Source organism: uncultured Aquimarina sp. (assembly GCF_947492115.1).
Lineage (GTDB): Bacteria > Bacteroidota > Bacteroidia > Flavobacteriales > Flavobacteriaceae > Aquimarina.
Map to the genome: position 1 here is coordinate 211,624 of NZ_CANLMM010000006.1, position 21,944 is coordinate 233,567.

Genomic DNA, 21,944 nt, shown 5'->3' on the forward strand with positions numbered 1-21,944 from the left:
TCAAAATTTAAAACTAACATATAATTCATATGTCTACATTAAATAATTTCAAAAAATTTACAGATTCCCTCCCAATTCAAGGAGGAAAAATGCCAGTATTATTTACTTCTCATGGAAATCCAATGGACATTATAAAATCCAGAGAAGAACGAGTTTTTTGGAATACTCTTTATGATTTGGGAAAGGAGTTGCAAAATACATTTGAGATAACAGCAGCACTGGTTGTTTCTGCCCATTGGTGTACCAATGATCAAACATTGGTTAACGTATCTCATACACAACAACAGATTTATGATTATTACGGATTTCCAAAAGAGTATTATGATGTCATTTATAATGCAAAAGGAGCACCGGATATAGCAAAAGAAGTTGTCAACCTTGTCTCTTCTGCAAAAGAGACAATCGATTGGGGTTTGGATCATGGAGCATGGCCAATGTTAATGCATTTATTCCCTGATGGAAATGTGCCTGTTTTTCAAATGAGTATTAATTATAATGCCAATCCCAATTATCATTATGAATTAGGAAAACAATTAAAGAGTTTACGTAAAAAAGGAGTATTAATAATTGGTAGTGGCGCTTTTATCCATAATATAAGGTTAGGGATGCAAAAAATGATGCAAAAAGACACATCATTATATGGGTGGGAAGCTGAATATGATGATTGGTTGAAAAAACAAATCGAAGCTAGAAATTTCAATGAATTGATAAATTACACTACCAGTCATAAATATGGAATTCTAGCCGCTCCAACTCCCGACCATTATGTTCCATCTTTATATAGCCTGGGACTTATGGAAAAGAAAGATGAAATCTCATTCTTTTTTGAAGGAGAAGAATCACTAACCGTTCCTGCTTTTGGAGAACGAAGTTTTTTAATACACCAAATGTAATTACCTATATCTAAAAATAGTAATTAAAATATAACTTACATGAACTATATACAATTAATAACAACACAACAATATAACGAAATATTATCCCAACTTTCTGATAATATAATTCTTAACCTACAAAGTGTAGGAGTCTCTAATGGGAAAGATGAAGCTCTTCAACTTCTGGAAAAACAACATAATTATCTAAAAGATGAAATTAAAGAGATTAAAATTTTTAAAGAATTTGAAGACAGCAAACATCTGGTAATAGAATACGACATACTGCTAAACAATACTTTTGATTTACCATTAGTGATAATTTTTGAAAAAGACGGAGATAAATACAGTGCGATACGAACATATCATTCTGTGTATCCTATTACGGAAGGACATGTTTTTAGAGCATCTATTTTATCAGAACGTATCGAATTAACCGAACCCACGGAAGTAGTAAACTATTTTAAGTCTATTGCTGTGGGATCAACCGAAGAAACCATGGAAACGCTGTCTTTTGAAGATGATGTGTATTTCCGAGAACCTGCAGGTTGGAGATGGAATCACAAAACCAAACAAGGTTTAAAAGAACATTTTGATCACTTTTTTAGCGATGGCGGTGTTCCTTTAAAATTCCATAATTACATTTTTGATAATAATAAAGGAACCTTCGCTGGTGAATATACTTGCGACGTATGGGGAAGTGCTTCCTTCAAACCCCAAGCAGGAGTTTCCATCTATGATATCAATGAAGAAACTGGTAAAATAACTGGTATTCGTGTATATGATAATGTAGACCCTAACTATAAATAGAATTTAACATTAATCATTACCCCTAAATTTAAGAACGCTATGATATTTTTTATTCATTGACAATGTTTCAAAAAGAATCATACACCAAATTTATTATTTCATATGAATACGATAAACAACGATAAAGTAAACTCAGTAATAAATGAATTATTTCTCGATTCTAGAGGTGATTTTTTCAAAATGATAAAGGCTGTTTCAAAAGGTGTGATCAGACCTTTACAACCCGAGGATTTTAAAGATCTATATCTTTCAATTTCCAAAGAGCAAGGCGAAGATCTAACACAACTTATCATAAAAAACAATTATAAAAATATTGTAGAATTTGGTACCTCTTTCGGAATATCAACCTTATACTTAGCGTTAGGTGTTATGGAAACTAATGGTTCTATAATAACTACAGAACTAATTGAATCCAAAGCTCAAAAAGCTATCACAACTTTCAAAAAAGCTGAAGTAGATCACCTTATTAACGTAAAAATTGGAGATGCTATGAAAACATTAAAAGATCATGAAACACCCATAGATCTTTTGGTTTTAGATGGTTGGAAAGATCTCTATCTACCACTATTCCGAATGTTAGCACCTAATTTCCATAAAGATACTTTAGTTTATGTAGATAATGCAGACATGAAAGAAACACAGCACTTTTTGGATGTCATAAGTCAAAATCCAACATATCATTTACAACCCATGTATAATGGTAAAGTTTATTTGATAAGCAGTCTATAACCCCAAATTAAAAACGATGGACACATCACTTTCTACATATAGCAATCGAACCGTATGGATTCATTGGGTTTCTACAGTATTGATTTTTGGACTCATCTTTACAGGAATTAAAATGGAACACCTATCCGTAAGTGCAGAAAAATACTTCCTATATCAATTGCATTTCTCAATGGGAAGTTTGGTATTTTTATTAACAATTATCAGAATCATTGCACTATTCAGCGATACTAAACCTAAGAACTTGTATCCAACTACATCATTCAGAGAAAAACTAAGAAAAGGTGTTTATTATGGATTCTATCTGGTTATTCTTTGGATGTGTACATCTGGATTCCTATCACTTGTTTTGGAAGGAATAGTACCTTCTTTACAATCAGGAAATTGGAAAGATTTACCCGAAATCAATGCAGATGGATTTCATCCGATTATGCTATCGCATCATATCATTGCTAAAATGATGTTCCTTTTATTACTATTACATATTGCTGGTTTTATACTCCATTTAATCCAGAAAAAAGAAAACACATTAAAACGAATTTGGTTTCACTAAAAATATTCATAAATGAAAGACAAAGAAATTATTAGAAACGGACAAGGAGAAAACTATAACTATTCTCAGGATCACTGTTTTATCAAACTTTCTTCAGATACAACAAATGGTGAATTATGCTTTGTAGAAGACACCTTAAAACCTGGTTTCTACCTGGCAAGACATCATCATAAAATTATGACCGAGGTATTTTATATCCTAGAAGGAGAAGTAGAATTAATTTTTGATGATGAGACCGTTATCGCAAAACCTGGAGATACCATAACCGTTCCTCCAAACGTATGGCATGCGGCTAGCTGTAAAGAAGGTGGTAAAATGCTAACCATTTTTAAAAATGGACAATTCGACCTCTACTTAGAAAAACTCTCTACAATGTCTGATAGTGATTTCGAAGATGGAGAATTAATGAAAGCTGTTTCTGCAGAATTTGATATCTATGAGGAATAAAGAATATTGTATTCTATATTAAACATTCTCTTCTTCCATATGTATTAAGAAGAGAATGTTTAACATATATCACTTCCCTAATCCAAATACCTCATTCGCTCATTCTTGATGTTATAAGTTGTATTGATTTATGTACTTCGTAGTAATAAACTAACTACTATGAGAAATCTATACTACATCTTCTTCCTACTTTTCTTTCTTACAATCAGCAGTAGTGCTCAATATAAGTACGATAAACTATGGGCAAAAATTGAAAACCTAGAACTTGAAGGCAAAACGAGATCTGCGTACAAAGAAATTGATCTAATACGTAAACTAGCACAGCGAGAAGACAACCAATCGCAAATCATCAAATCATTTTTATACCAAGCTAAGTATAAACTTCTATTGGAGGAAAATGCGGAAAGTAATGTATATGAAATGTTACTTTCTGAGATAAAGAAAACAAAATTCCCTACTAAAAATATTCTAGAGTCTATTCTTGCTAAAAGTTTAGAAAACTATCTAGACAGCAATGCATATAAAATCAGAAACCGAACTAGTACTGACACAATTATATCCTTAGATTATAGAACTTGGGATATCAACACATTAAACGAACAAATACACACATACTATCAAAACTCTCTAAAACAACCAGAACAACTTTTAATAATTAATGACACCGTATTTTCAGAAATTTTAAAACTTGGAGATAATGACCAAAAATACCGAAATACACTGTATGATCTTTTAGCCAATAGAGCTATTGGTTTTTATCATTCAAACAACTATTCCCATACAAAAAAGGATCTTGCTCCTATCCTACCCGATTATTATAGTATCCCCACCGTTTTTAGCACTAAAGAAATTGGTAATGAGAATGAATTTTCATTCATAAAAAACACTTTGAAATTATATCAAAGTATTGAAAAAATACACTTACTAAGAAAAGATTCTTTATCGCTTATTCATACAGCTTTAGATCGTTTAAAATTTGTTAAACAAAAAAATAACTCTCAAAAGAACTTGTATTTCGATGCATTAAAAAATTTACAATCACAATACACAGGAATATCTAGAATACCGATATTCTTAGATTTAGCAAAGTATTATAAAAATAATATGCATATCTATTTTCGTCCAGATTACAATACGAAAGCTATAGAAATATGTGATCAGATTCTAAAAGAAGCACCGAATACCCCTCCAGGAATTGAAGCAAAAAAACTTAAAGAATTAATTACCAATCCAAGTTTAAAAATTACCACAGAAAATTTTCTTATACCTAACAAAAAAAGTAGAGCTCTCATTAAATATAAAGATATCGATAGCATCCATATTTCATTTTATAAAGTACCTTTTTCTTATCAATCCATAAAGGATAGCTACTATGATATTGATTCTTTAATCACAGATTTTACCAAAAACCACATTCCTGTCAAAAAAAAGATATATAATTTACCAAAGGATCAGTATCACATAGAAAGATCAACCGAGGTAATTTTACCTGAATTAACATCAGGAAAATATCTTATTATCGTTAGAAAAAATCCTAGTACAGATTTCAAAAATGATATCTATGGTATTAATTATATCCAAGTTAGCTCTTTAGCATTAATTTCCTTCTCTGGAAACCAAAAAACCAGTTATCAGGTCGTGAATAGATATAGTGGATCACCCATAGAAAATGCTTCTATATCATTACAAGATATTAGAAAAGAAATGCCTTTTTTAAGAAAACTTACCACCAACGAAAACGGAAAAGCAACAATCAACCTAGAAGAGAAATCACATCAACTAAATACATTCGTATCAAAAGGTAATGATTCTCTTTTTCTGGAAACATTTATTAATCCCAAATATGTATCTAAAAGATATCATAGAAGTTATTCAAAGGATTTAGAAGCTAAAGCCAAAATATTCACAGATCGAAGTATTTATCGACCTGGGCAAAAAGTATATTTCAAAGGAGTTTTAACACAACGAAATAAGAAAAAATCTAGCCCAGTTGCTGGAGAATTTGTAACCGTCACATTATATGATGCCAATAATGATGAAGTTAAAGAACTACGTCTTAAAACAAACGAGTTCGGTTCTGTACATGGCGAATTTACGTTACCTACCAATAGACTAAATGGAGAATTCACTATAGAAATGGACGAAGATTATGAAGAGGACTCTAAGTTCTGGGAGGATATGTATAATTTTGAAGTAGAAGAACATACAATTAGGGTTGAGGAATATAAGCGTCCTAGGTTTGAAATTACATTCGATAAAATAACCGAAACCTATACCCTAAATGATTCTGTGAAAATTAAAGGAGTAGCTAAAGCTTTTTTAGGAGCAGCAATATCCAATACCAAAGTAAATTATACAATTACCAGAGAAAGAAATTATCAATTACTCGACGATCGAGAAGAAGTTGTGATCACAGGAAGTACAACGACAAATTCGCAAGGTAATTTTGTTATCTCTTTTATTCCTTCAATCAACTCTATAACTAAATCAGTATCTAACCTCATATATAATTATAACATAAATGCTGAGATTACTGATATCAATGGTGAAACGAGAAATGAAACGCAAGGCATTAGACTAGGCTACCATAGCTTAGAAGCTAATATCCTTATGAATCAGAACTTATTATCAGATAAAACAGATAATACACTTTATGTAAGCATCAAAAATCTGAACAATCATCCAATAGGTTATAAAGGAACGGTATCCATTTATAAATTAAAACATCCAAATAAAGTTTTACGTAAAAGACCTTGGAACTCACCAGATATTCAACAAATTCCAAAAGATACATTTGTTAAATTGTTTCCGAACGATGCATATAAAAACGAAGACCTCGATACACATAACGATAAGGATATTATAAAAACTTATACCATAAATACCGAGAAAGACGATAAAATAACATTAGGCAACATAAAAAATTGGAAAGGAGGAAAATACGTTGCTAAATTTCATACTAAAGATGAGTTTGGGTATGACATTACTGCAGAACACCAATTTACACTCACCAATCCAAAAGAAAAATACCTTGCAGATAATCAAATTTTTAATTTTAAAATAAATGATAGTCAAGTAGAGACTAAAAATATCCTAAACATAGAATTAAGAACCGCTGCAAAATCTTTATTTGTTCATGTAGAAGCTTATCAAAAAAATAAAGTGATTTTTAAAGATGTCGTAGAAATTATTAATGGTAAATACAACATACCAATACATTTAAAGCAAAAAAAAGATCAAATCGATATACAAGCTTCTTTTATAAAGTATAATTGCATCTGGACTGAAAGGATTGCGCATTATTTTCCACATCAAGATGAAAGTACGGATCTAAACATTGAGTTGGAGACCTTCAGAAATAAACTAGAACCAGGCAACAATGAGACTTGGAAGCTTAAAATTTTAAACAATAACAACAAAGCTGCTTCTGCAGAAATACTAGCTTCCATGTATGATATGTCTTTGGACACCTTCCTTAGTCACGAGTGGCAAGGTGATATAAAAATACCCATTGCAGAACCCTATTACTATAATAATCTTCCCAGTATACAAACACAGATTTCGTTTAGAAACCTTTCTATTTGGATAAAAAACCTACAGGTAAAATATTATCGCCCACGGAATTTCACCTATAATTCAATCAATACCTTTGGATTTCATTTTTCTAATCCAGAACGAGGTCATAGAAACTATCTAAGAACCATTTCATATCACTCTAAACCGACAAAACCTAAAAAAGGTAAACGATTAAAGGCAACAGGAGGAACAATCACCGGTATTGTAACAGATGCCGACGGGCATCCATTACCAGGAGTAAATATTGTGATTAAAGGAACAACTCGCGGAACACAAACAGATTTTGATGGGTTATTTACAATTGAAGCTGACAAAAATGATCTTCTTATATTTTCTTATCTAGGGTTTATTTCTTCGGAAATCAAAGGAAATAACAATAGAGCTTCCATAATGATGAGAGAAGATGCATCGGAGTTAGAAGAAGTGGTTGTAGTAGGTTATGGAACTAGGAAAACAAGAAGTGTAACTGCTTCTGTAGTAACTGTAAGTTCACAAGAGATTAGCAGTATATATCATCAGACGTTGATGGGAAAAGTTGCAGGGGTAGAAATTGCATCAGCAACAGCGGCGGCTGGATCTTCTTCCTCTATAAAAATACGAGGATATGCTTCTGTAAAAGATAAAGAAAAAGTACTAATCGTTGTTGATGGAGTACCCTTTCTAAAAGGTCGACAATCGCTAAACACCGAGGATATTATAGATATGCAAGTATTAAAAGGTAGTGCTGCCAAAGCCATCTATGGAAGTAAAGCCGTTAACGGTGTTATTATCATTACTACTAAAAAAGGTGTAGAAGCATTACAAAAAGTGATACCAAGAAAAAACTTGAAAGAAACGGCCTTCTTCTTTCCACAGTTACAAACCGATAAAAAAGGAAACGTAAGCTTTAGCTTTACTTCTCCGGAAGCGTTGACTCGATGGAAATTTCAGGCATTTGCTTATGACAAACAACTAAATACGAAATTAATTCAAAGCGAAGTAATTACCCAAAAACAACTAAGCATTGTTCCTAATATTCCTCGTTTTCTAAGAGAAGGCGATACTGTAACTATATCAGCTAAAATTGCTAATATGGACATTAAGAAAATGAAAGGACTGGCATCTCTAACCCTAATTGATGAAGTTTCTCAAAACGATTTAAAAACACTTTTTCTAGATAACAATACTGTACAAAACTTTGCTATAGATGCTAGAGGAAATACTTCTGTAAGTTGGAAATTATACATCCCAAAATCCGTACAAGCTATCCGCTACAAGATTGTAGCAAAAGCTGGTAAATTTAGTGATGGAGAAGAAAGTGTGATTCCAGTTTTAACCAATAGAATGTTAGTGACAGAAAGTATTCCTATGTGGGTACGTCCCGGAGAACAAAAAACGTTTGGGTTTCCTAAAATGATAGATCAACCTTCTGTTACCAGACAAAACCACCAGATCACCTTAGAATATACGACCAACCCTACCTGGTTTGCCATAAAATCATTGCCCTATCTAATGGAATATCCATACGAATGTGCAGAGCAAACCTTTGCCAAATATTATAGTAATGAGATCGCTAGTCATATCTTGAACAGCAATCCGAAAATTAAAAAAGTATTTGACCGCTGGAAAGCAAATGGAAAATTAGTATCTGATCTAGAAAAGAATCAAGAGTTAAAAAGCATATTGATTCAGGAAACACCATGGCTCAGAAATTCTAAAAATGAAAAAGAACAACAAACAAGATTAGCAGAATTATTTGATCTTGTCAAAATCACCACAAAACAAGAAACTATTTTGGATAAACTAAAAGGCATGCAAGATACTTCAGGAGGATTTCCATGGTTTAGTGGCGGTAATACAAATCAGTATATTACCAGACATATTGTATCTGGATTGGGACATCTTAAAAAACTACAAATAGATACAGAACATGCCTACACCTCTAATGTTATTGCAAAAAAAGCAATCGCTTATCTGGACAGTAAATACGTGGAAAATTATAAGCAGCAACTACGTATCGACAGCACATACGCTTTTTCCAGAAGTGATCTTCACTATTTCTATGCACGAAGCTTTTGGAATGAAAAATATCCAATAAGCAAAAAAATCGATAGTATTTACAGGAAACATATTCCCAAAGAGCAAAACAAATGGATGCAAGAAAGTCTATTTCAAAAAACTATGCTAGCATTAATACTATATAGATATGGTGACTCCAAAATCGCCAAAAACATTATTAGAACATTAGAAGAAAACGCAGTAATATCTAAGGAAAACGGAATGTACTGGAAAGAAAACAAACCTGGTTGGTATTGGTATCAATCTCCTATAGAATTGCAAGCATTGATAATAGAAGCTTTTTCTGAAATTACCGGTAACACTAATACTATTAATGAATTAAAAACGTGGTTACTAAAAAAGAAACAACTAGAAAGTTGGAGTACCACTAAAGCGACTACAGAAGCCATTTATGCCCTACTATTACAAGGTAGTGATTGGTTATCTGTAGAAAAAAACGCTGAAATTTCATTTGGAACAACATTAAATAAAACTGAATTGCTCCCAATGAATACAATTGAAGCAGGTACCGGATATAGTAAAATACAATGGAATGCAGAAGAGATCACTAATACAATGGACCATATAACGGTGCAAAACAAAAGTGCTGTGCCGCAGTACGGAGGATATTATTGGCAATATTTTGAAGATCTCGATAAAATTACTGGTCCAAAAGAAGATAAAATTATAATCAAAAAAGAACTTTTTCTTAAACAAAATACTACCGAAGGAACGATTTTAAAAAGAATTACGAGTAGCGAAAAACTTAAGATAGGTAACCTAATCACTGTGCGTGTAGAGCTCAATGTAAAAAACAACTTCGAGTTTGTACATATGAAAGATATGCGAGCATCTGGATTAGAACCTACCAATGTTATCTCTAAATACAAATGGCAGGATGGATTGGGTTATTATGAAAGTACCAAAGATGCATCTACCAATTTCTTCTTTGATTATTTACCAAAGGGAGTACACGTGTTTGAATATGATCTACGTGTCAATAATAAAGGGGATTTCTCTAATGGTATTACTACCATTCAAAGTATGTACGCTCCAGAATTTAGTAGCCATTCCAAAGGAGTACGGGTAAAAGTTCACTAAATACGCACACCTAATTATACATTTACAAGTAATTGCTAAATAAGAATTTAATATACCGTAAAAATTAGTCGTACATTAAGGGCTGGTTACCCATTATATCGGATGAACACCTCCAGAGGATATATCATCTTATTAAAAGAAATGCTAATAAAAATTGTTCAAAATGAAAACAACAAATCACTTAGTAAAAATTCTTTGTTTAATATGTATCCTATGCTGTTCTTGTAATTCTACTGAAAAATCTAATGCCGGTTGGCAAAAGGTTTTTCAAAATGATGAAAGTGGTGATGTCATTTACGGAGATAAATCAAAATTAATCGATGCGGTACGATTAGGATATCCAGTTAGAATTGGTTGGGGTGGTAATCGGGTCGAACATATTGCGGATGCAACCTTTTTAACCATTTTTGAAGGAAAAGAAGTTTTCGCACAAATCAATACCATTGTTGGTCAAGCTCCAGCAATTGATAATGATTCTCTTAAACTTCGATTCAGAACACAAAACCATTGGACAAAAATTTCAGGAACTAACGGCTATGCTACCAACTTCATGACCAATTATCTCAAAGATTCTATTGTTGGTGGTGGTACTGATCGATATACTGCAACAACTTGGTACGTTTTGTATCCCGAACACTCTTTAGATATAGAAGCAAAACCTCTTTGGCGAAAAGAATCTAAAAACTGGGAAGAGTGGAATAAAAAGAACAAAAAATAAAGGGAATTATGAACACCGTTAAAATACTATCCGTACTAATCGGTCTATGCTTCATCAGTTGCACTAATAACTCCAAACCCACTTATGAAATTTCAGGAAAGAATAGTAAAACGATTGTTTCTATAATTGATGCCGTTAACGAAAAAAATGCTGAAAAATACGTGCTTGGATTTGATCAAAATGTAAAGGTCTTTGTTGAATCTGAAATAAAGATACATGGAAGAGAAAATTTGAAAGCTAATAGAGCAAACCATTTTAAAAGTCATCCAAATGTTATATCTGAAATACAACACCTAGTGGAAATAGATGATAAAGTAATTCTACATGACAAAGTTTGGCTTGATGAATCTGATAAGGTTGGTCAAAACATTGTTGAAATTTTCACTTTTGAAAATGATAAAATAGTACGAGTAGATGTCATTCAACCTAAAAATTTATTCAACAGATAAAAGAATTGTATTTTTGAATAATTTTTTAGACAATAAACCTAAAAACACATAAATCCACTGTTGTTTATCGAGTTAGTATCCCAGCATTATTCTCAAAAAGCATATGAATAGAAGAAAGTTTATAAAAAAAGGAATATTAGGAACTGCTGGAATTGCTATTACCACAGGTTTTTACACTTGGCAAATAGAACCTTTTTGGTTAGAATTTGTTCATAGAAAAATGCCTGTGAAAAATCTCCCAGATCAATTTATTGGAAAAACACTGATGCAAATTAGTGATGTACATATTGGAAATGAATTTGATTATCAATACATCATTGATTCTTTTTTGAAAGCTCAAAGACTTAATCCAGATTTTGTGGTATATACAGGTGATTATGTTAGCTATGAAAATGAACAACAATTTGCACAGTTAAATGAAGTTCTGAAGTACACAGTTAGAGGAAAAATTGGCACATATGGAGTTCTTGGTAATCATGATTATGGAGAGGAATGGTCTGAACAAGATGTTGCAGATCAAATTACCAACCAACTCGAACAAGCTGGAATTCAAATTTTAAGTAATAACTCGGAAAAAATAAACGGGCTAAACATTATTGGAATTGATGATTATTGGGGATTAAATTTTAACCCAAAACAAATATTATCACAACAAAACCAAGACGAAGCCAATATCACACTTTGTCATAATCCTGATGTTTGTGATTTGGATGTTTGGAATAATTATGAAGGTTGGATATTATCCGGGCATACCCATGGAGGACAATGCAAACCACCTTTTCTAAAACCTCCTCTACTTCCGGTTAAGAATAAAAAATACGATGCTGGAGAGATTGATCTTAACAATGGAAGAAAACTATACATCAATAGAGCTATCGGGCATCTATATCAGGTACGATTTAATGTAAGACCAGAAATTACCGTTTTTGAATTAGCACAAACGTAAAATTTTAAATAGTACTACTATTACTTCAATTATGTTACAGAATTGTTATTTTAACATATACCATTGTGAAACAAAGAATTAAGCTTTATTTTTAATACGTTTTACAATTCATCTAATCAAATTCAATCAAAAACGGTATGTCTTTGTTTTCAAAACTGACACCAAAACCATATTTCTTTTTATTTATTTTTCAATCGATTATAGTATTTGGACAACAAAGTGAATTTATACAAGGAAAATTAGTCGATTCTAAAACCAAAGAACCGATTTCTTTTGCAACCATTAGAATCAAAAATAAATCTCAAGGTCTAATTTCAAATGCAGATGGTGGATTTAAGATTCCTACGAACATTCAAAACATAAGCGATACGCTAGTTGTATCTTCAATAGGATATATCTCTAAAAACATACTATTATCTCAACTCAAATCTGAACAAGTTAATGTCATATCATTAGTTCAGAAAATTGAAGAATTGGAAGAAGTCGTTGTAACGAATACCAAAAAGATAAAACGATATGGAGCAAATATAATTGTACGACTAGCCATAGAAAAGATACCAGAAAATCATCCATTTTCTCCTTTTTCATATGTAGGCTATTATAGAGATTACCAAATAAAAGATCAATCTTATATAAATTTAAATGAAGCCATTTTAGAAGTTTTTGATAAAGGTTTTGAATCTGATGATTTACAAGAAACCAAAATAAAAATATTAGAATACAAAAATAATTTAGACTTTCCCGTTGATACTATTGCCGCCAAACCCTATAATTATGTAAATAGAGATAAAATTATATCTAACAACGCAACATTGAATGGACAAGGCGGAAATGAATATACACTCTTAAGATTACATGATGCACTCCGAAACTATCGTATAAATACTTATGATTTTGTGAATAGATTTAACAGAAACTTCATAAAGAACCATAGATTTAAAATACTTCCCTCTACTTCTATTGATAATATACCATTATATACCATTGGTATTTCCAAAACCCAGCAAAACATAAAGGTTTCTGGAAAAATCTATATCAGCAAAGGAGATTTCAAAATCTATAAGATGATATATTCAGTTTTTGACTCATCTAAACCTGAAGATGAAGAAAAAAATACAACGGAAAAAACATCTGGAAAATTACTCTATGAAATCATTATAGAATACCAAGAACGTTTTGAAAAAATGTATCCAAGTTATATTTCATTTGATAATACATTTGAAACATCATATCCTCCAAAATTTTTCCCTGAAAAAGTATATGTAAATCAAATGCAAAAACGTTTCGAAATTGTTCTTAATAAAAGACCTTTTTCAAGAGAGGCTCTTAGAAAAAGAAATTATAGCCTATGGTATTATGGAACTAAACTACAAATAGACAGTATTCGACTACTACAAAAAAACATCTATATATATCCTAAAAAGAGAAAATTAGTTTTCGGCACCAAGCTTATTAGCAAGCAAAAAAAGCAAAGCCATAGAGCAATCGCTATAGAAATTAAAAACATCAGAGATTTAGAAGGAAACCTCATCAACCAAAGAGAATCAGTTTCTTTCCATCAGTACAGAGAGTTTTTTGTACAAGAATTATCCATAGATACAAAAGCAATACGTGACAGCTTATTTATGATAAAAACCAAACCAATCTTTAAAAGTAAATCTGTTATCTCTCCCGAAATATTATCCAACTACTGGATGAATACCCCTCTAAAGAATTAATAATCATTTTATGCAATAGAGTATGGATGAGTAACATTTCATGTATTTAATAGACCAGTAAGCATCAACAAAATTATTTTCATGACCGATTTATTGAAACTAGCGAGAATTCAAACGATACTAGTCTTCCTGTTTATTATACTCAAATTCATTCGACCAACTGTTTTAAATAGCAGCACCTATAACTGGGTTAAAATCGTGTTACTTTCATTACCCAATTTCTTTGAATCAATCATAGGGACATTCCTACTAACAGGAATAGGTCTTTATATTAATTTCCGTATACTCCCCGAAAAAACAAAAATCTCCATCTACAAACTTTACGTACTAGCAACTATACTAGCTGGAGTATATGTGATAACTCAAGAACTAAAAATTCATAACCTTGGAGGCAATAATGTCTATGATATTAATGACATCTTTTTTTCATTTATTGGTTTAATTGTTGGTTACTTTATGATAAGATGGATACAACCAAAGATTTACAATACAAATAGAGATTAACTCATTTAACTGCCAAGATAACTCTTCTTCACTCTGCAAAAAGCAATGTTTACCTATCTAAAAGCTGTGTTCCCTAATTCTACATTTTATATACAAAACAAAGCGTCTAAGTTTGATGTATAAACTAAAAAGAATAAGATTATGAATCAATTTACTGTAAACATCAAAGAGCCATGCCATCAGAATTTCGAAAACTTTTCTCCAACAGATAAAGGTGGATTTTGTAATCATTGTACAAAAGAAGTAATAGATTTTTCGGGTATGACTTCTGTAGAAATTACAAACTACTTTAAAAGCCAATCCTCGAATAACGTTTGTGGTCGATTTAAGAAACACCAATTAACTACTTACAAGGAATTTAGAAAAAGCCAGTTTAATGTTTTGGGAGCAATCACTATAGCTTGTATGGCATTATTCTCTTTTGCTAAGACTCATGCGCAAAACATAGATAATCAAACAAGAAACTCAATTAATAATCCTTCAAAACTTCAAAGTGCTATTAATGACAATTCGATTATAGTTAAGGGTATTGTTTCCGAAAGCGGAAATCCATTACCAGGTGCTAATATCCTACTAGAAGGAACTGCCATTGGTACATCAACAGATTTTGATGGCAATTTTGAATTTCCAGTAATGCTAAAAAAAGGAGATGTTCTGGTATTTAGCTATATTGGTTTTACGTCAAAAAAAGTAAAAATTCAAGATAACACCTCTGGAAACAATATTGCACTTAATGTAAATCTAAAACCAGATGGTTGTGTTCTGATGGGAAAAGTAGCTGTGAAAAAATTATATAGTTCTACAAAAGATTAATTTAAGCATACACATGAAATTTTTTCTTAGCACTACACTCTTTCTTCTAATTGCTTGCAATGTATTTTCCCAAGTTTCGGATTTTAAATCCGTAGACTTTACCAAAGCGGATAAGATTGCTTTTTCTTACAAAAGAGCTTCATTAGAAAATCTTCCGTTGTTAGCGTATCAGCTAACTAATGAATTACCTACTGAGGTAGAGAAATTCCGAGCGATATACACATGGGTTTGTCAAAATATAAAAGGAGATCAAGTGCAATTCTCTCAGGTAAGTAGAAAAAGAAGGAAGTATCGAAATGATTCCGTTTCATTTATGAAATGGAATCATCAATACAAGAAAAAAGTATTCAAGAGATTAGTAAACAAAAAGAAAACCATGTGTACAGGATATGCATATTTGGTTAAAGAACTTTGCAATTTGGTCGACATTTCTTGTAAAATTATTGATGGTTATGGCAGGTCTGTTTCCTCTAATATCAAAAAATTAGAAATGCCTAATCATTCTTGGAATGCTGTTAAGCTAAATAACAAATGGTACTTATGTGATGCTACTTGGTCTAGTGGCTACCTCGATGAATATGGTGTTTTTATCACTTCCTATAATGACGGCTATTTCTTAACTGATCCAGTATTTTTTGCCAAAAATCACTTTCCAATACATCAAGAATGGCTATTAGATGATACGATAAAAGTCTCTTCATTTGTAAGCGCTCCGTTGATCTATGGAGAAGCTTTTGCAAACGATATACAGCCCGTCTCACCGAATAAATTAGATACAGCTATACCTAAAAATACCGAAGTCGTTTTTAGTTTTAAATCTTCACGGAAAATCAAAAAAGATCATATTGAATTGGTTTATTACTCAGGATCAGAAGAAAAAAATATTCATATCTACAATACTCAAAACAACAATAACATCACATCTTTCACTTGTACTTTTAAAAATAAAGGACGTTATGACACACATCTTAGAATAAATGGTGATATTGTAGCTACTTATTCATTTAATGTTGGTAAAGGTTAAAGCAGAAATAAACCATGCTATTAAGAGGTTTTCTGCTCTATCTAAACTAATTGCTTTTGATATATATTATAGTTAGAAAACATATCAATTAATGAGCTATATCTTGTCATCATTAGTTCCATTTTTTAGGAAAAATCCTAAACTATTATTTTTAGTTGATGGAATAGGCGCATTACTAACTTTGGTGTTTTTATCCATTTTACTTCCTGCTATACGACAGCTCATAGGAATTCCACTAAAAGCACTACATTTTTTGGCCATAATAGCAATCGTACTGCTCCTATATTCTACTGTTTGCTTTTTCTTAAACCCTTTAAAATATGAATTTTTCGTAAAAATAATCGCATTTGCTAATCTAATCTATTGTTTTATAACTGTAGGGGCGGTTATCTTTTATTATGATCAGATGACGCTATGGGGATTCTTTTATTTTGGTCTTGAGGCTTTCATCATTCTGATTTTAGTTGCTCTAGAATTTAGAGTAGTTAGCAATAAAGTGTTTTCTAAACCTCTATAACCTTACAAAACAAAAAAAACCTCACAACTCTATCTATTGTGAGGTTTCCCGGTTTTAAACAAACACATTAAATTATGGTCTTTTATTTTTTCGGAAGCATAACTGTTTCAAGGGTATGAATCATTCCGTTTGTAGCTTCAATATCTGTTTTCATCAATCTTCCAGCATTTCCATTTTTATCGATCAAGTATATCTTTCCTCTTTTCCTACTAGCTATTAATTTGTTTCCTCCAAGAGTTCTTAATTTAACACTTCCGCCTCCTTCATTAATTGCTTTGATAATATCTTGTTCGTTTATCGTACCTGGTATAATATGACAATTTAAAATAGCTGCTAAGCTTTCTTTGTTTTCTTCTTTTTTAAGATCCTCTAACGTTCCTTTTGGAAGTTTAGAGAACGCTCCATTTAAAGGTGCAAAAACAGTAAATGATTTTTCTCCTTTGAATTTCTCAGAAAATTCTGAAGATTTTACGATTTCATTTAATTGAGTAAAAGCAATATCAAATGATAAAATCTCATTGATGGTAAGATTTTTATTTTCTTCTACAGGTATATCAGCTTGTGCAATTAACTTGTCATTTTTTCCTGCATTTGGATTTTTCTTTACAACCAAATTATCGCAAGAAACAAAAGTTATGATAAGAATAAGAGCTAAAAAATTAAATGGGGTTTTAATCTTCATTTTAAAAATTGATTTATTATTAATTCTTAAGTATGGATAACAACTTAATATCTATTCTATTACTTTATCTTGGGTTAAATCTATTGTAATTAACGTTAAGAAATGTTAACAAATGAGTATTCGTAAGTAGTAAGTTAGTAATCGTTTTTATGGACCTGTGGTTGTACCGTAAGCGTTTTATACAAATACATTTAAATCTTTAACCCCAGCTTATTACAGGTAATTCTTTATATAGGATTGAAACCATAAAAAAGTCTTATTTTTATGACTCGTATCACAAGCAAACTCATTCAATTCAGACTATCATATGAAATCATTCAACTTCATAAATCTATTCTTTTGTTCTGTATTAGCGTTTACTCCAATATATAGTCAAAAAAAGTTATCATCTACCAAGCAAGCCATTATTGCTTCTGTAGAAAAGCATCAAAAAGAGTTAATCGATATCAGCGATCAAATTTGGGCATTAGCAGAAACTGCTTTCGAGGAAAATCAATCATCTAAGTTACTGGCCGATTATGCAGAAAAACAAGGTTTCAAAGTAGAACGAGGTGTAGCAGGAATGCCAACTGCCTTTGTAGCTTCTTATGGTTCAGGAAAACCAGTAATTAGTGTACTTGGAGAGTTTGATGCATTACCAGGAATATCTCAAAAAGCACAACCTACAAAAGCTGCATTAACGGAAGGAGGCGCTGGTCACGGATGTGGACATAACCTGTTTGGTGCAGGAAGTTTAGGAGCTGCAATTGCAGTAAAAGAATTAATAGAATCTGGAAAAATTAAAGGAACTGTTAAGTTTTTTGGAACTCCGAGTGAAGAAAAGTACTTCGGGAAAATCTGGATGGTTAGAGAAGGCTTATGGGATGGTGTTGATGCTAATATTAGTTGGCATCCATCAGCTTCTACCAAAGCTGATGTTCAAAGTTCTCTGGCATTGGTAGATTTTAAAGTCGAATTTTTTGGGCAGGCAGCACATGCTTCTGCCGATCCATGGAACGGTAGAAGTGCTTCAGACGCATTAGAACTTTATACGACAGGTATCAACTATTACCGCGAACATGTAAAACCAACCGTGAGAATGCATTACCATATTCAGGATGGAGGGCAAGTAGTAAATGTAGTACCCGATTATTCCAGATTATGGATGCGAGTAAGAGACACTAAACGTTCTGGAATGATACCAGTATATGAGCGTGTTAAAAAAATGGCAGAAGGAGCTGCGATTATGGCGAATGTAGATTATAAAATCTCTCTAATTTCAGGAATTTATGAAGTCTTAGTTAATCGTGAAGGTGGAAAATTGATGCAACAGAACTTAGAACTTTTAGGACCAATCACTTATACAGATGAAGAAATTGCTTTTGGTAAAAAAATTCAAGAGGTTACCAAGAAAGAACAAGTTGGTATGGATAGTGCTATTAATCCGCTGGAAGAAACAAAAGAACATCCTGGTGGTGGTTCTACAGATGTTGGAGATGTTAGCTGGAATGTTCCGAATATCAATCTTGGAGTTACCACAGCTCCTAAAGACACACCATGGCATTCGTGGGCTGTTGTTGCTTGTGGTGGAATGAGTATTGGACATAAAGGAATGTTGTATGCATCAAAAGCAATGGCAATGACTATGACCGATCTTTACGAAGATCCAAAAGCTTTAGAAAAGGTAAAAGCTGAATATAAAGAACGTAAAGGAGATGAAGTTTATGAAGCTATTGTACCAGAAGGCCCTCCTCCAATTCCAAGCGATTCCAAAAAATAGTAAATAACAACTAGGAAGAACTTCTAGAAAAACTAATAAATTATTTTTTAAGTAAATTTTCGTAAAAAAATTTTAGTAAACAGAACAAAGATTTGCTTTTTACATTAGGTTTGCAGTATAACCAACGTAAACCATAAATAATAGTAAAGTAAATATTGTAGAGCTATACTATTATTTAGCAAACTCTTAACCTCATGAAGAAGAGATTGACATATCTCCTAGTATTTATTACATCCGTTACTTGCGTACATGCTCAATTATCAGGAACAGTAAAAGATCAATCAGGAAATCCAGTAGAAAATGCTTTAGTCTGTGATGCCAATAATGTATATAATTACACTAAAACTGATGAAAGCGGTAATTTTAATTTGCCCTCAGGTAATAGCAATACTCAATTAAGAATTGGCGCACTTAAGTACGAAACCATAAAGGTCACCTCAGAAAGAAATATAGTACTTGCTCCAGATCCATTATTAGCAAATGATGAATACCATATTAGCTTTGATCATTTGCGAGTTGGAGATACGTATACAGAAAATGAACTAAAGGATGACTTCCCCACTTCTAACGGAATTGGTTTTTACGACGGTCAGCTAGTAAATGGTCAAAAAGATGATACACAAGACAGAGCATCCGTAGATTATGAAAACAGTATCGATCCAGGAGGTGTTTCTTTAAAAGTAAAATACCCAAAAGGCTTATTAAAAACAGGGAATTCTGGAATAGACACTAGAATTCCATTAATGAATACCTTTAAAGATAATTATTATGAATCTTCGGATTTATATCTTTCGTACTGGATTAAATTTAGCGATGATTTTGACTTTAGTTTATGTGGCGGAAAGCTCCCAAGCTTAGGTGGATCAGATCCAAATACTCCTGATGGAGAAAGAGATAGAAATCGATGGAAAGGTAGAATTATGTTTCGAAAAGGAGGTGGAATTCAGTTTTATATGGAGCTTCCTGGAGAACAAGAACCTGCTGATGATGCTGCTAATGAAGATGAAAATGAATTACGCTTTTGGGGAGATCGAGTGGTAGATGGTGATAACATTTGTTCGTTTGAATATGAAAACTATCTGAAAGCACAAGGATGGCATAATATCGAACTACATTACGTATTGGAGAGTAGTCCAAATGGTAATGATGGCCTTTTTGAAGGTTGGGTAGATGGTGTGAATTATGATTTCGTTGGTTCTGACTATTTCAATTACTATAGAAACCCTTCAGAAAACAGAGAAAACATAACTATTAATCATATTCTCATTTCCACCTTCTTAGGAGGTTCTGATTATGACGATTACGCTCCTAAGGACAAAGATTTTTACGTATGGTTTGATGAATTTAGAGTATCCGAACAAAGAATCAACGAATGGGATTTTTACACCAATACTTTATCCGTCGAAGAGTCTAATGATATATCCAACAAAATTTTCCCAAATCCAAGTACCGGCGATTACAACTTACCTAAAAGCACAAATTGGATTGTATATGATATCACTGGAAAAGAAGTAAAAAATGGTAACGGTAAAACTGTTGACCTAAATGGATATTCCAAAGGAATATATTTTCTTAAAATGGAAAAATTTGATATTGCTACAAAACTAATTTTACAATAAGAAACAACAATAATGTTGTGTAAAAAAGTATACGTATAGATTAGTTAAGCATTTGCCATAACTTATCCTTAAGCTCTTGTAAACCTTGCTGAGCAACCGAAGAAATAAACAGATAAGGAATTTCTAACTGTTCATCTAGCTCAGCTCGCAACTCTGCTTTTAATTCATCATCGAGCATATCACATTTTGATATAGCAATTAATCGCTCTTTATCTAATAGATCTGGATTGTATCTTCGTAATTCATCTAATAGTATTTCGTATTGCTCCTTAATATCCTTTGCATCAGCAGGTATTAAAAACAATAAAGTAGAATTACGTTCTATATGCCTTAGGAAACGATGCCCGATTCCTTTTCCTTCTGCAGCCCCTTCTATAATACCAGGGATATCAGCCATCACAAAGGTCTGGAAGTCTCTGTATTCTACGATACCAAGATTTGGCTTTAATGTGGTAAACTCATAATCTGCAATTTTCGGTTTTGCAGAAGTAATCACAGATAATAATGTTGATTTTCCAGCATTCGGAAAACCTACCAATCCTACATCCGCTAAAATTTTTAATTCTAGCGTAATATCATGCTGCTGCCCTTCCACTCCAGGTTGTGCATATCGAGGTGTTTGATTTACAGAACTCTTAAAATGCCAGTTTCCTCTTCCTCCCATTCCTCCTTCGGCAATGATAATTTCTTGTCCTGCTTCCGTGATTTCATGAAGAATATTCTGTGTTTCTGTATCTCTTATTACAGTACCTAAAGGAACATCTATAAAAACATCTCCTCCATCGGCTCCTGTACTTCTATTTTTACTTCCGTGTCCTCCATGCTCCGCTCTAAAATGTCTTTTAAACTTTAGATGATACAGAGTCCACATATTAGCATTTGCTCTAATAATGATATGACCACCTCGACCTCCATCTCCTCCATCTGGTCCTCCTTTGGTGATATACTTTTCTCTATGTAAATGCACGGATCCTTTACCTCCATTTCCTGAAGTTACATGCAACTTTACATAATCTACAAAATTCCCTTCTGTCATCCTACGTGATATCTTTTTAGATCAATTGGAAGCGTAT

18 protein-coding genes are annotated in these 21,944 nt (G+C 32.2%); 15 read left to right on the top strand and 3 right to left on the bottom strand.

The annotated features are described in order from the left end of the window. The first annotated feature begins 29 nt into the window (after nucleotides 1-29). The 13 genes from Q1A73_RS18415 to Q1A73_RS18475 all read left to right on the top strand — a co-directional run bounded on the left by Q1A73_RS18415 (nucleotide 30) and on the right by Q1A73_RS18475 (nucleotide 16,294). The gene (locus tag Q1A73_RS18415; RefSeq protein ID WP_299608466.1) at nucleotides 30-893 is read left to right on the top strand and encodes a class III extradiol ring-cleavage dioxygenase; all 864 of its coding nucleotides are present in this window, start codon (nucleotides 30-32) and stop codon (nucleotides 891-893) included. A 39-nt stretch (nucleotides 894-932) separates the two neighbouring features. After that, the gene (locus Q1A73_RS18420; protein ID WP_299608469.1) at nucleotides 933-1,682 is read left to right on the top strand and encodes a hypothetical protein; all 750 of its coding nucleotides are present in this window, start codon (nucleotides 933-935) and stop codon (nucleotides 1,680-1,682) included. Nucleotides 1,683-1,784: 102 nt separating this feature from the next. Continuing rightward, on the top strand, nucleotides 1,785-2,411 hold the full coding sequence (locus Q1A73_RS18425; RefSeq protein WP_299608472.1) for a class I SAM-dependent methyltransferase: 627 nt from the start codon (nucleotides 1,785-1,787) through the stop codon (nucleotides 2,409-2,411). 16 nt (nucleotides 2,412-2,427) lie between these two features. Continuing rightward, entirely contained in the window at nucleotides 2,428-2,961 is a 534-nt protein-coding gene (locus Q1A73_RS18430; RefSeq protein ID WP_299608475.1) for a cytochrome b/b6 domain-containing protein, read from the top strand. Nucleotides 2,962-2,973: 12 nt separating this feature from the next. Then, nucleotides 2,974-3,408, top strand: coding sequence for a cupin domain-containing protein (locus tag Q1A73_RS18435; protein ID WP_299608477.1), 435 nt, complete (start codon nucleotides 2,974-2,976; stop codon nucleotides 3,406-3,408). A 159-nt stretch (nucleotides 3,409-3,567) separates the two neighbouring features. After that, complete coding sequence (locus Q1A73_RS18440) at nucleotides 3,568-10,122, top strand: MG2 domain-containing protein (RefSeq protein ID WP_299608479.1); 6,555 nt, start codon at nucleotides 3,568-3,570, stop codon at nucleotides 10,120-10,122. A gap of 163 nt (nucleotides 10,123-10,285) precedes the next feature. Beyond that, nucleotides 10,286-10,840 carry a hypothetical protein gene (locus Q1A73_RS18445; RefSeq protein WP_299608482.1) on the top strand — a complete coding sequence of 185 codons (555 nt, stop codon included), beginning with the start codon at nucleotides 10,286-10,288 and terminating at the stop codon, nucleotides 10,838-10,840. Nucleotides 10,841-10,848: 8 nt separating this feature from the next. Further along, nucleotides 10,849-11,289 (top strand): nuclear transport factor 2 family protein, encoded by a 441-nt coding sequence (locus Q1A73_RS18450; protein ID WP_299608484.1) that lies wholly within the window; start codon nucleotides 10,849-10,851, stop codon nucleotides 11,287-11,289. 103 nt (nucleotides 11,290-11,392) lie between these two features. After that, entirely contained in the window at nucleotides 11,393-12,235 is an 843-nt protein-coding gene (locus tag Q1A73_RS18455; RefSeq protein WP_299608487.1) for a metallophosphoesterase, read from the top strand. Nucleotides 12,236-12,372: 137 nt separating this feature from the next. After that, the gene (locus tag Q1A73_RS18460; RefSeq protein ID WP_299608490.1) at nucleotides 12,373-13,953 is read left to right on the top strand and encodes a carboxypeptidase-like regulatory domain-containing protein; all 1,581 of its coding nucleotides are present in this window, start codon (nucleotides 12,373-12,375) and stop codon (nucleotides 13,951-13,953) included. Nucleotides 13,954-14,034: 81 nt separating this feature from the next. Continuing rightward, the gene (locus Q1A73_RS18465; protein WP_299608494.1) at nucleotides 14,035-14,457 is read left to right on the top strand and encodes a hypothetical protein; all 423 of its coding nucleotides are present in this window, start codon (nucleotides 14,035-14,037) and stop codon (nucleotides 14,455-14,457) included. A gap of 141 nt (nucleotides 14,458-14,598) precedes the next feature. Further along, nucleotides 14,599-15,270 carry a carboxypeptidase-like regulatory domain-containing protein gene (locus Q1A73_RS18470; RefSeq protein ID WP_299608495.1) on the top strand — a complete coding sequence of 224 codons (672 nt, stop codon included), beginning with the start codon at nucleotides 14,599-14,601 and terminating at the stop codon, nucleotides 15,268-15,270. A 13-nt stretch (nucleotides 15,271-15,283) separates the two neighbouring features. Continuing rightward, nucleotides 15,284-16,294 (top strand): transglutaminase domain-containing protein, encoded by a 1,011-nt coding sequence (locus tag Q1A73_RS18475; protein ID WP_299608497.1) that lies wholly within the window; start codon nucleotides 15,284-15,286, stop codon nucleotides 16,292-16,294. 96 nt (nucleotides 16,295-16,390) lie between these two features. Here the strand turns inward: Q1A73_RS18475 and Q1A73_RS18480 are convergent, their stop codons facing one another. Together Q1A73_RS18480 and Q1A73_RS18485 are read right to left on the bottom strand one after the other, a co-directional pair. Further along, on the bottom strand, nucleotides 16,391-16,555 hold the full coding sequence (locus Q1A73_RS18480) for a hypothetical protein (protein ID WP_299608501.1): 165 nt from the start codon (nucleotides 16,553-16,555) through the stop codon (nucleotides 16,391-16,393). A gap of 338 nt (nucleotides 16,556-16,893) precedes the next feature. Further along, complete coding sequence (locus Q1A73_RS18485) at nucleotides 16,894-17,493, bottom strand: fasciclin domain-containing protein (protein ID WP_299608504.1); 600 nt, start codon at nucleotides 17,491-17,493, stop codon at nucleotides 16,894-16,896. A gap of 307 nt (nucleotides 17,494-17,800) precedes the next feature. Between Q1A73_RS18485 and Q1A73_RS18490 the strand changes: the two genes are divergently transcribed. Together Q1A73_RS18490 and Q1A73_RS18495 are read left to right on the top strand one after the other, a co-directional pair. Continuing rightward, nucleotides 17,801-19,252 carry an amidohydrolase gene (locus tag Q1A73_RS18490; RefSeq protein WP_299608507.1) on the top strand — a complete coding sequence of 484 codons (1,452 nt, stop codon included), beginning with the start codon at nucleotides 17,801-17,803 and terminating at the stop codon, nucleotides 19,250-19,252. Nucleotides 19,253-19,446: 194 nt separating this feature from the next. Continuing rightward, entirely contained in the window at nucleotides 19,447-20,871 is a 1,425-nt protein-coding gene (locus tag Q1A73_RS18495; protein ID WP_299608510.1) for a polysaccharide lyase, read from the top strand. 40 nt (nucleotides 20,872-20,911) lie between these two features. On the opposite strand, the gene obgE is transcribed toward Q1A73_RS18495, so the two are convergent. Then, on the bottom strand, nucleotides 20,912-21,907 hold the full coding sequence (gene obgE, locus Q1A73_RS18500; protein WP_299608512.1) for a GTPase ObgE: 996 nt from the start codon (nucleotides 21,905-21,907) through the stop codon (nucleotides 20,912-20,914). Between the last annotated feature and the right edge of the window lie 37 nt (nucleotides 21,908-21,944).

Bases quoted from the DNA above. Each gene is read 5' to 3' on its own strand.
- Q1A73_RS18415 (WP_299608466.1), top strand. From the start codon at position 30: ATGTCTACATTAAATAATTTCAAAAAATTTACAGATTCCCTCCCAATT.
- Q1A73_RS18420 (WP_299608469.1), top strand. From the start codon at position 933: ATGAACTATATACAATTAATAACAACACAACAATATAACGAAATATTA.
- Q1A73_RS18425 (WP_299608472.1), top strand. From the start codon at position 1,785: ATGAATACGATAAACAACGATAAAGTAAACTCAGTAATAAATGAATTA.
- Q1A73_RS18430 (WP_299608475.1), top strand. From the start codon at position 2,428: ATGGACACATCACTTTCTACATATAGCAATCGAACCGTATGGATTCAT.
- Q1A73_RS18435 (WP_299608477.1), top strand. From the start codon at position 2,974: ATGAAAGACAAAGAAATTATTAGAAACGGACAAGGAGAAAACTATAAC.
- Q1A73_RS18440 (WP_299608479.1), top strand. From the start codon at position 3,568: ATGAGAAATCTATACTACATCTTCTTCCTACTTTTCTTTCTTACAATC.
- Q1A73_RS18445 (WP_299608482.1), top strand. From the start codon at position 10,286: ATGAAAACAACAAATCACTTAGTAAAAATTCTTTGTTTAATATGTATC.
- Q1A73_RS18450 (WP_299608484.1), top strand. From the start codon at position 10,849: ATGAACACCGTTAAAATACTATCCGTACTAATCGGTCTATGCTTCATC.
- Q1A73_RS18455 (WP_299608487.1), top strand. From the start codon at position 11,393: ATGAATAGAAGAAAGTTTATAAAAAAAGGAATATTAGGAACTGCTGGA.
- Q1A73_RS18460 (WP_299608490.1), top strand. From the start codon at position 12,373: ATGTCTTTGTTTTCAAAACTGACACCAAAACCATATTTCTTTTTATTT.
- Q1A73_RS18465 (WP_299608494.1), top strand. From the start codon at position 14,035: ATGACCGATTTATTGAAACTAGCGAGAATTCAAACGATACTAGTCTTC.
- Q1A73_RS18470 (WP_299608495.1), top strand. From the start codon at position 14,599: ATGAATCAATTTACTGTAAACATCAAAGAGCCATGCCATCAGAATTTC.
- Q1A73_RS18475 (WP_299608497.1), top strand. From the start codon at position 15,284: ATGAAATTTTTTCTTAGCACTACACTCTTTCTTCTAATTGCTTGCAAT.
- Q1A73_RS18480 (WP_299608501.1), bottom strand. From the start codon at position 16,555: ATGGCCAAAAAATGTAGTGCTTTTAGTGGAATTCCTATGAGCTGTCGT.
- Q1A73_RS18485 (WP_299608504.1), bottom strand. From the start codon at position 17,493: ATGAAGATTAAAACCCCATTTAATTTTTTAGCTCTTATTCTTATCATA.
- Q1A73_RS18490 (WP_299608507.1), top strand. From the start codon at position 17,801: ATGAAATCATTCAACTTCATAAATCTATTCTTTTGTTCTGTATTAGCG.
- Q1A73_RS18495 (WP_299608510.1), top strand. From the start codon at position 19,447: ATGAAGAAGAGATTGACATATCTCCTAGTATTTATTACATCCGTTACT.
- obgE (WP_299608512.1), bottom strand. From the start codon at position 21,907: ATGACAGAAGGGAATTTTGTAGATTATGTAAAGTTGCATGTAACTTCA.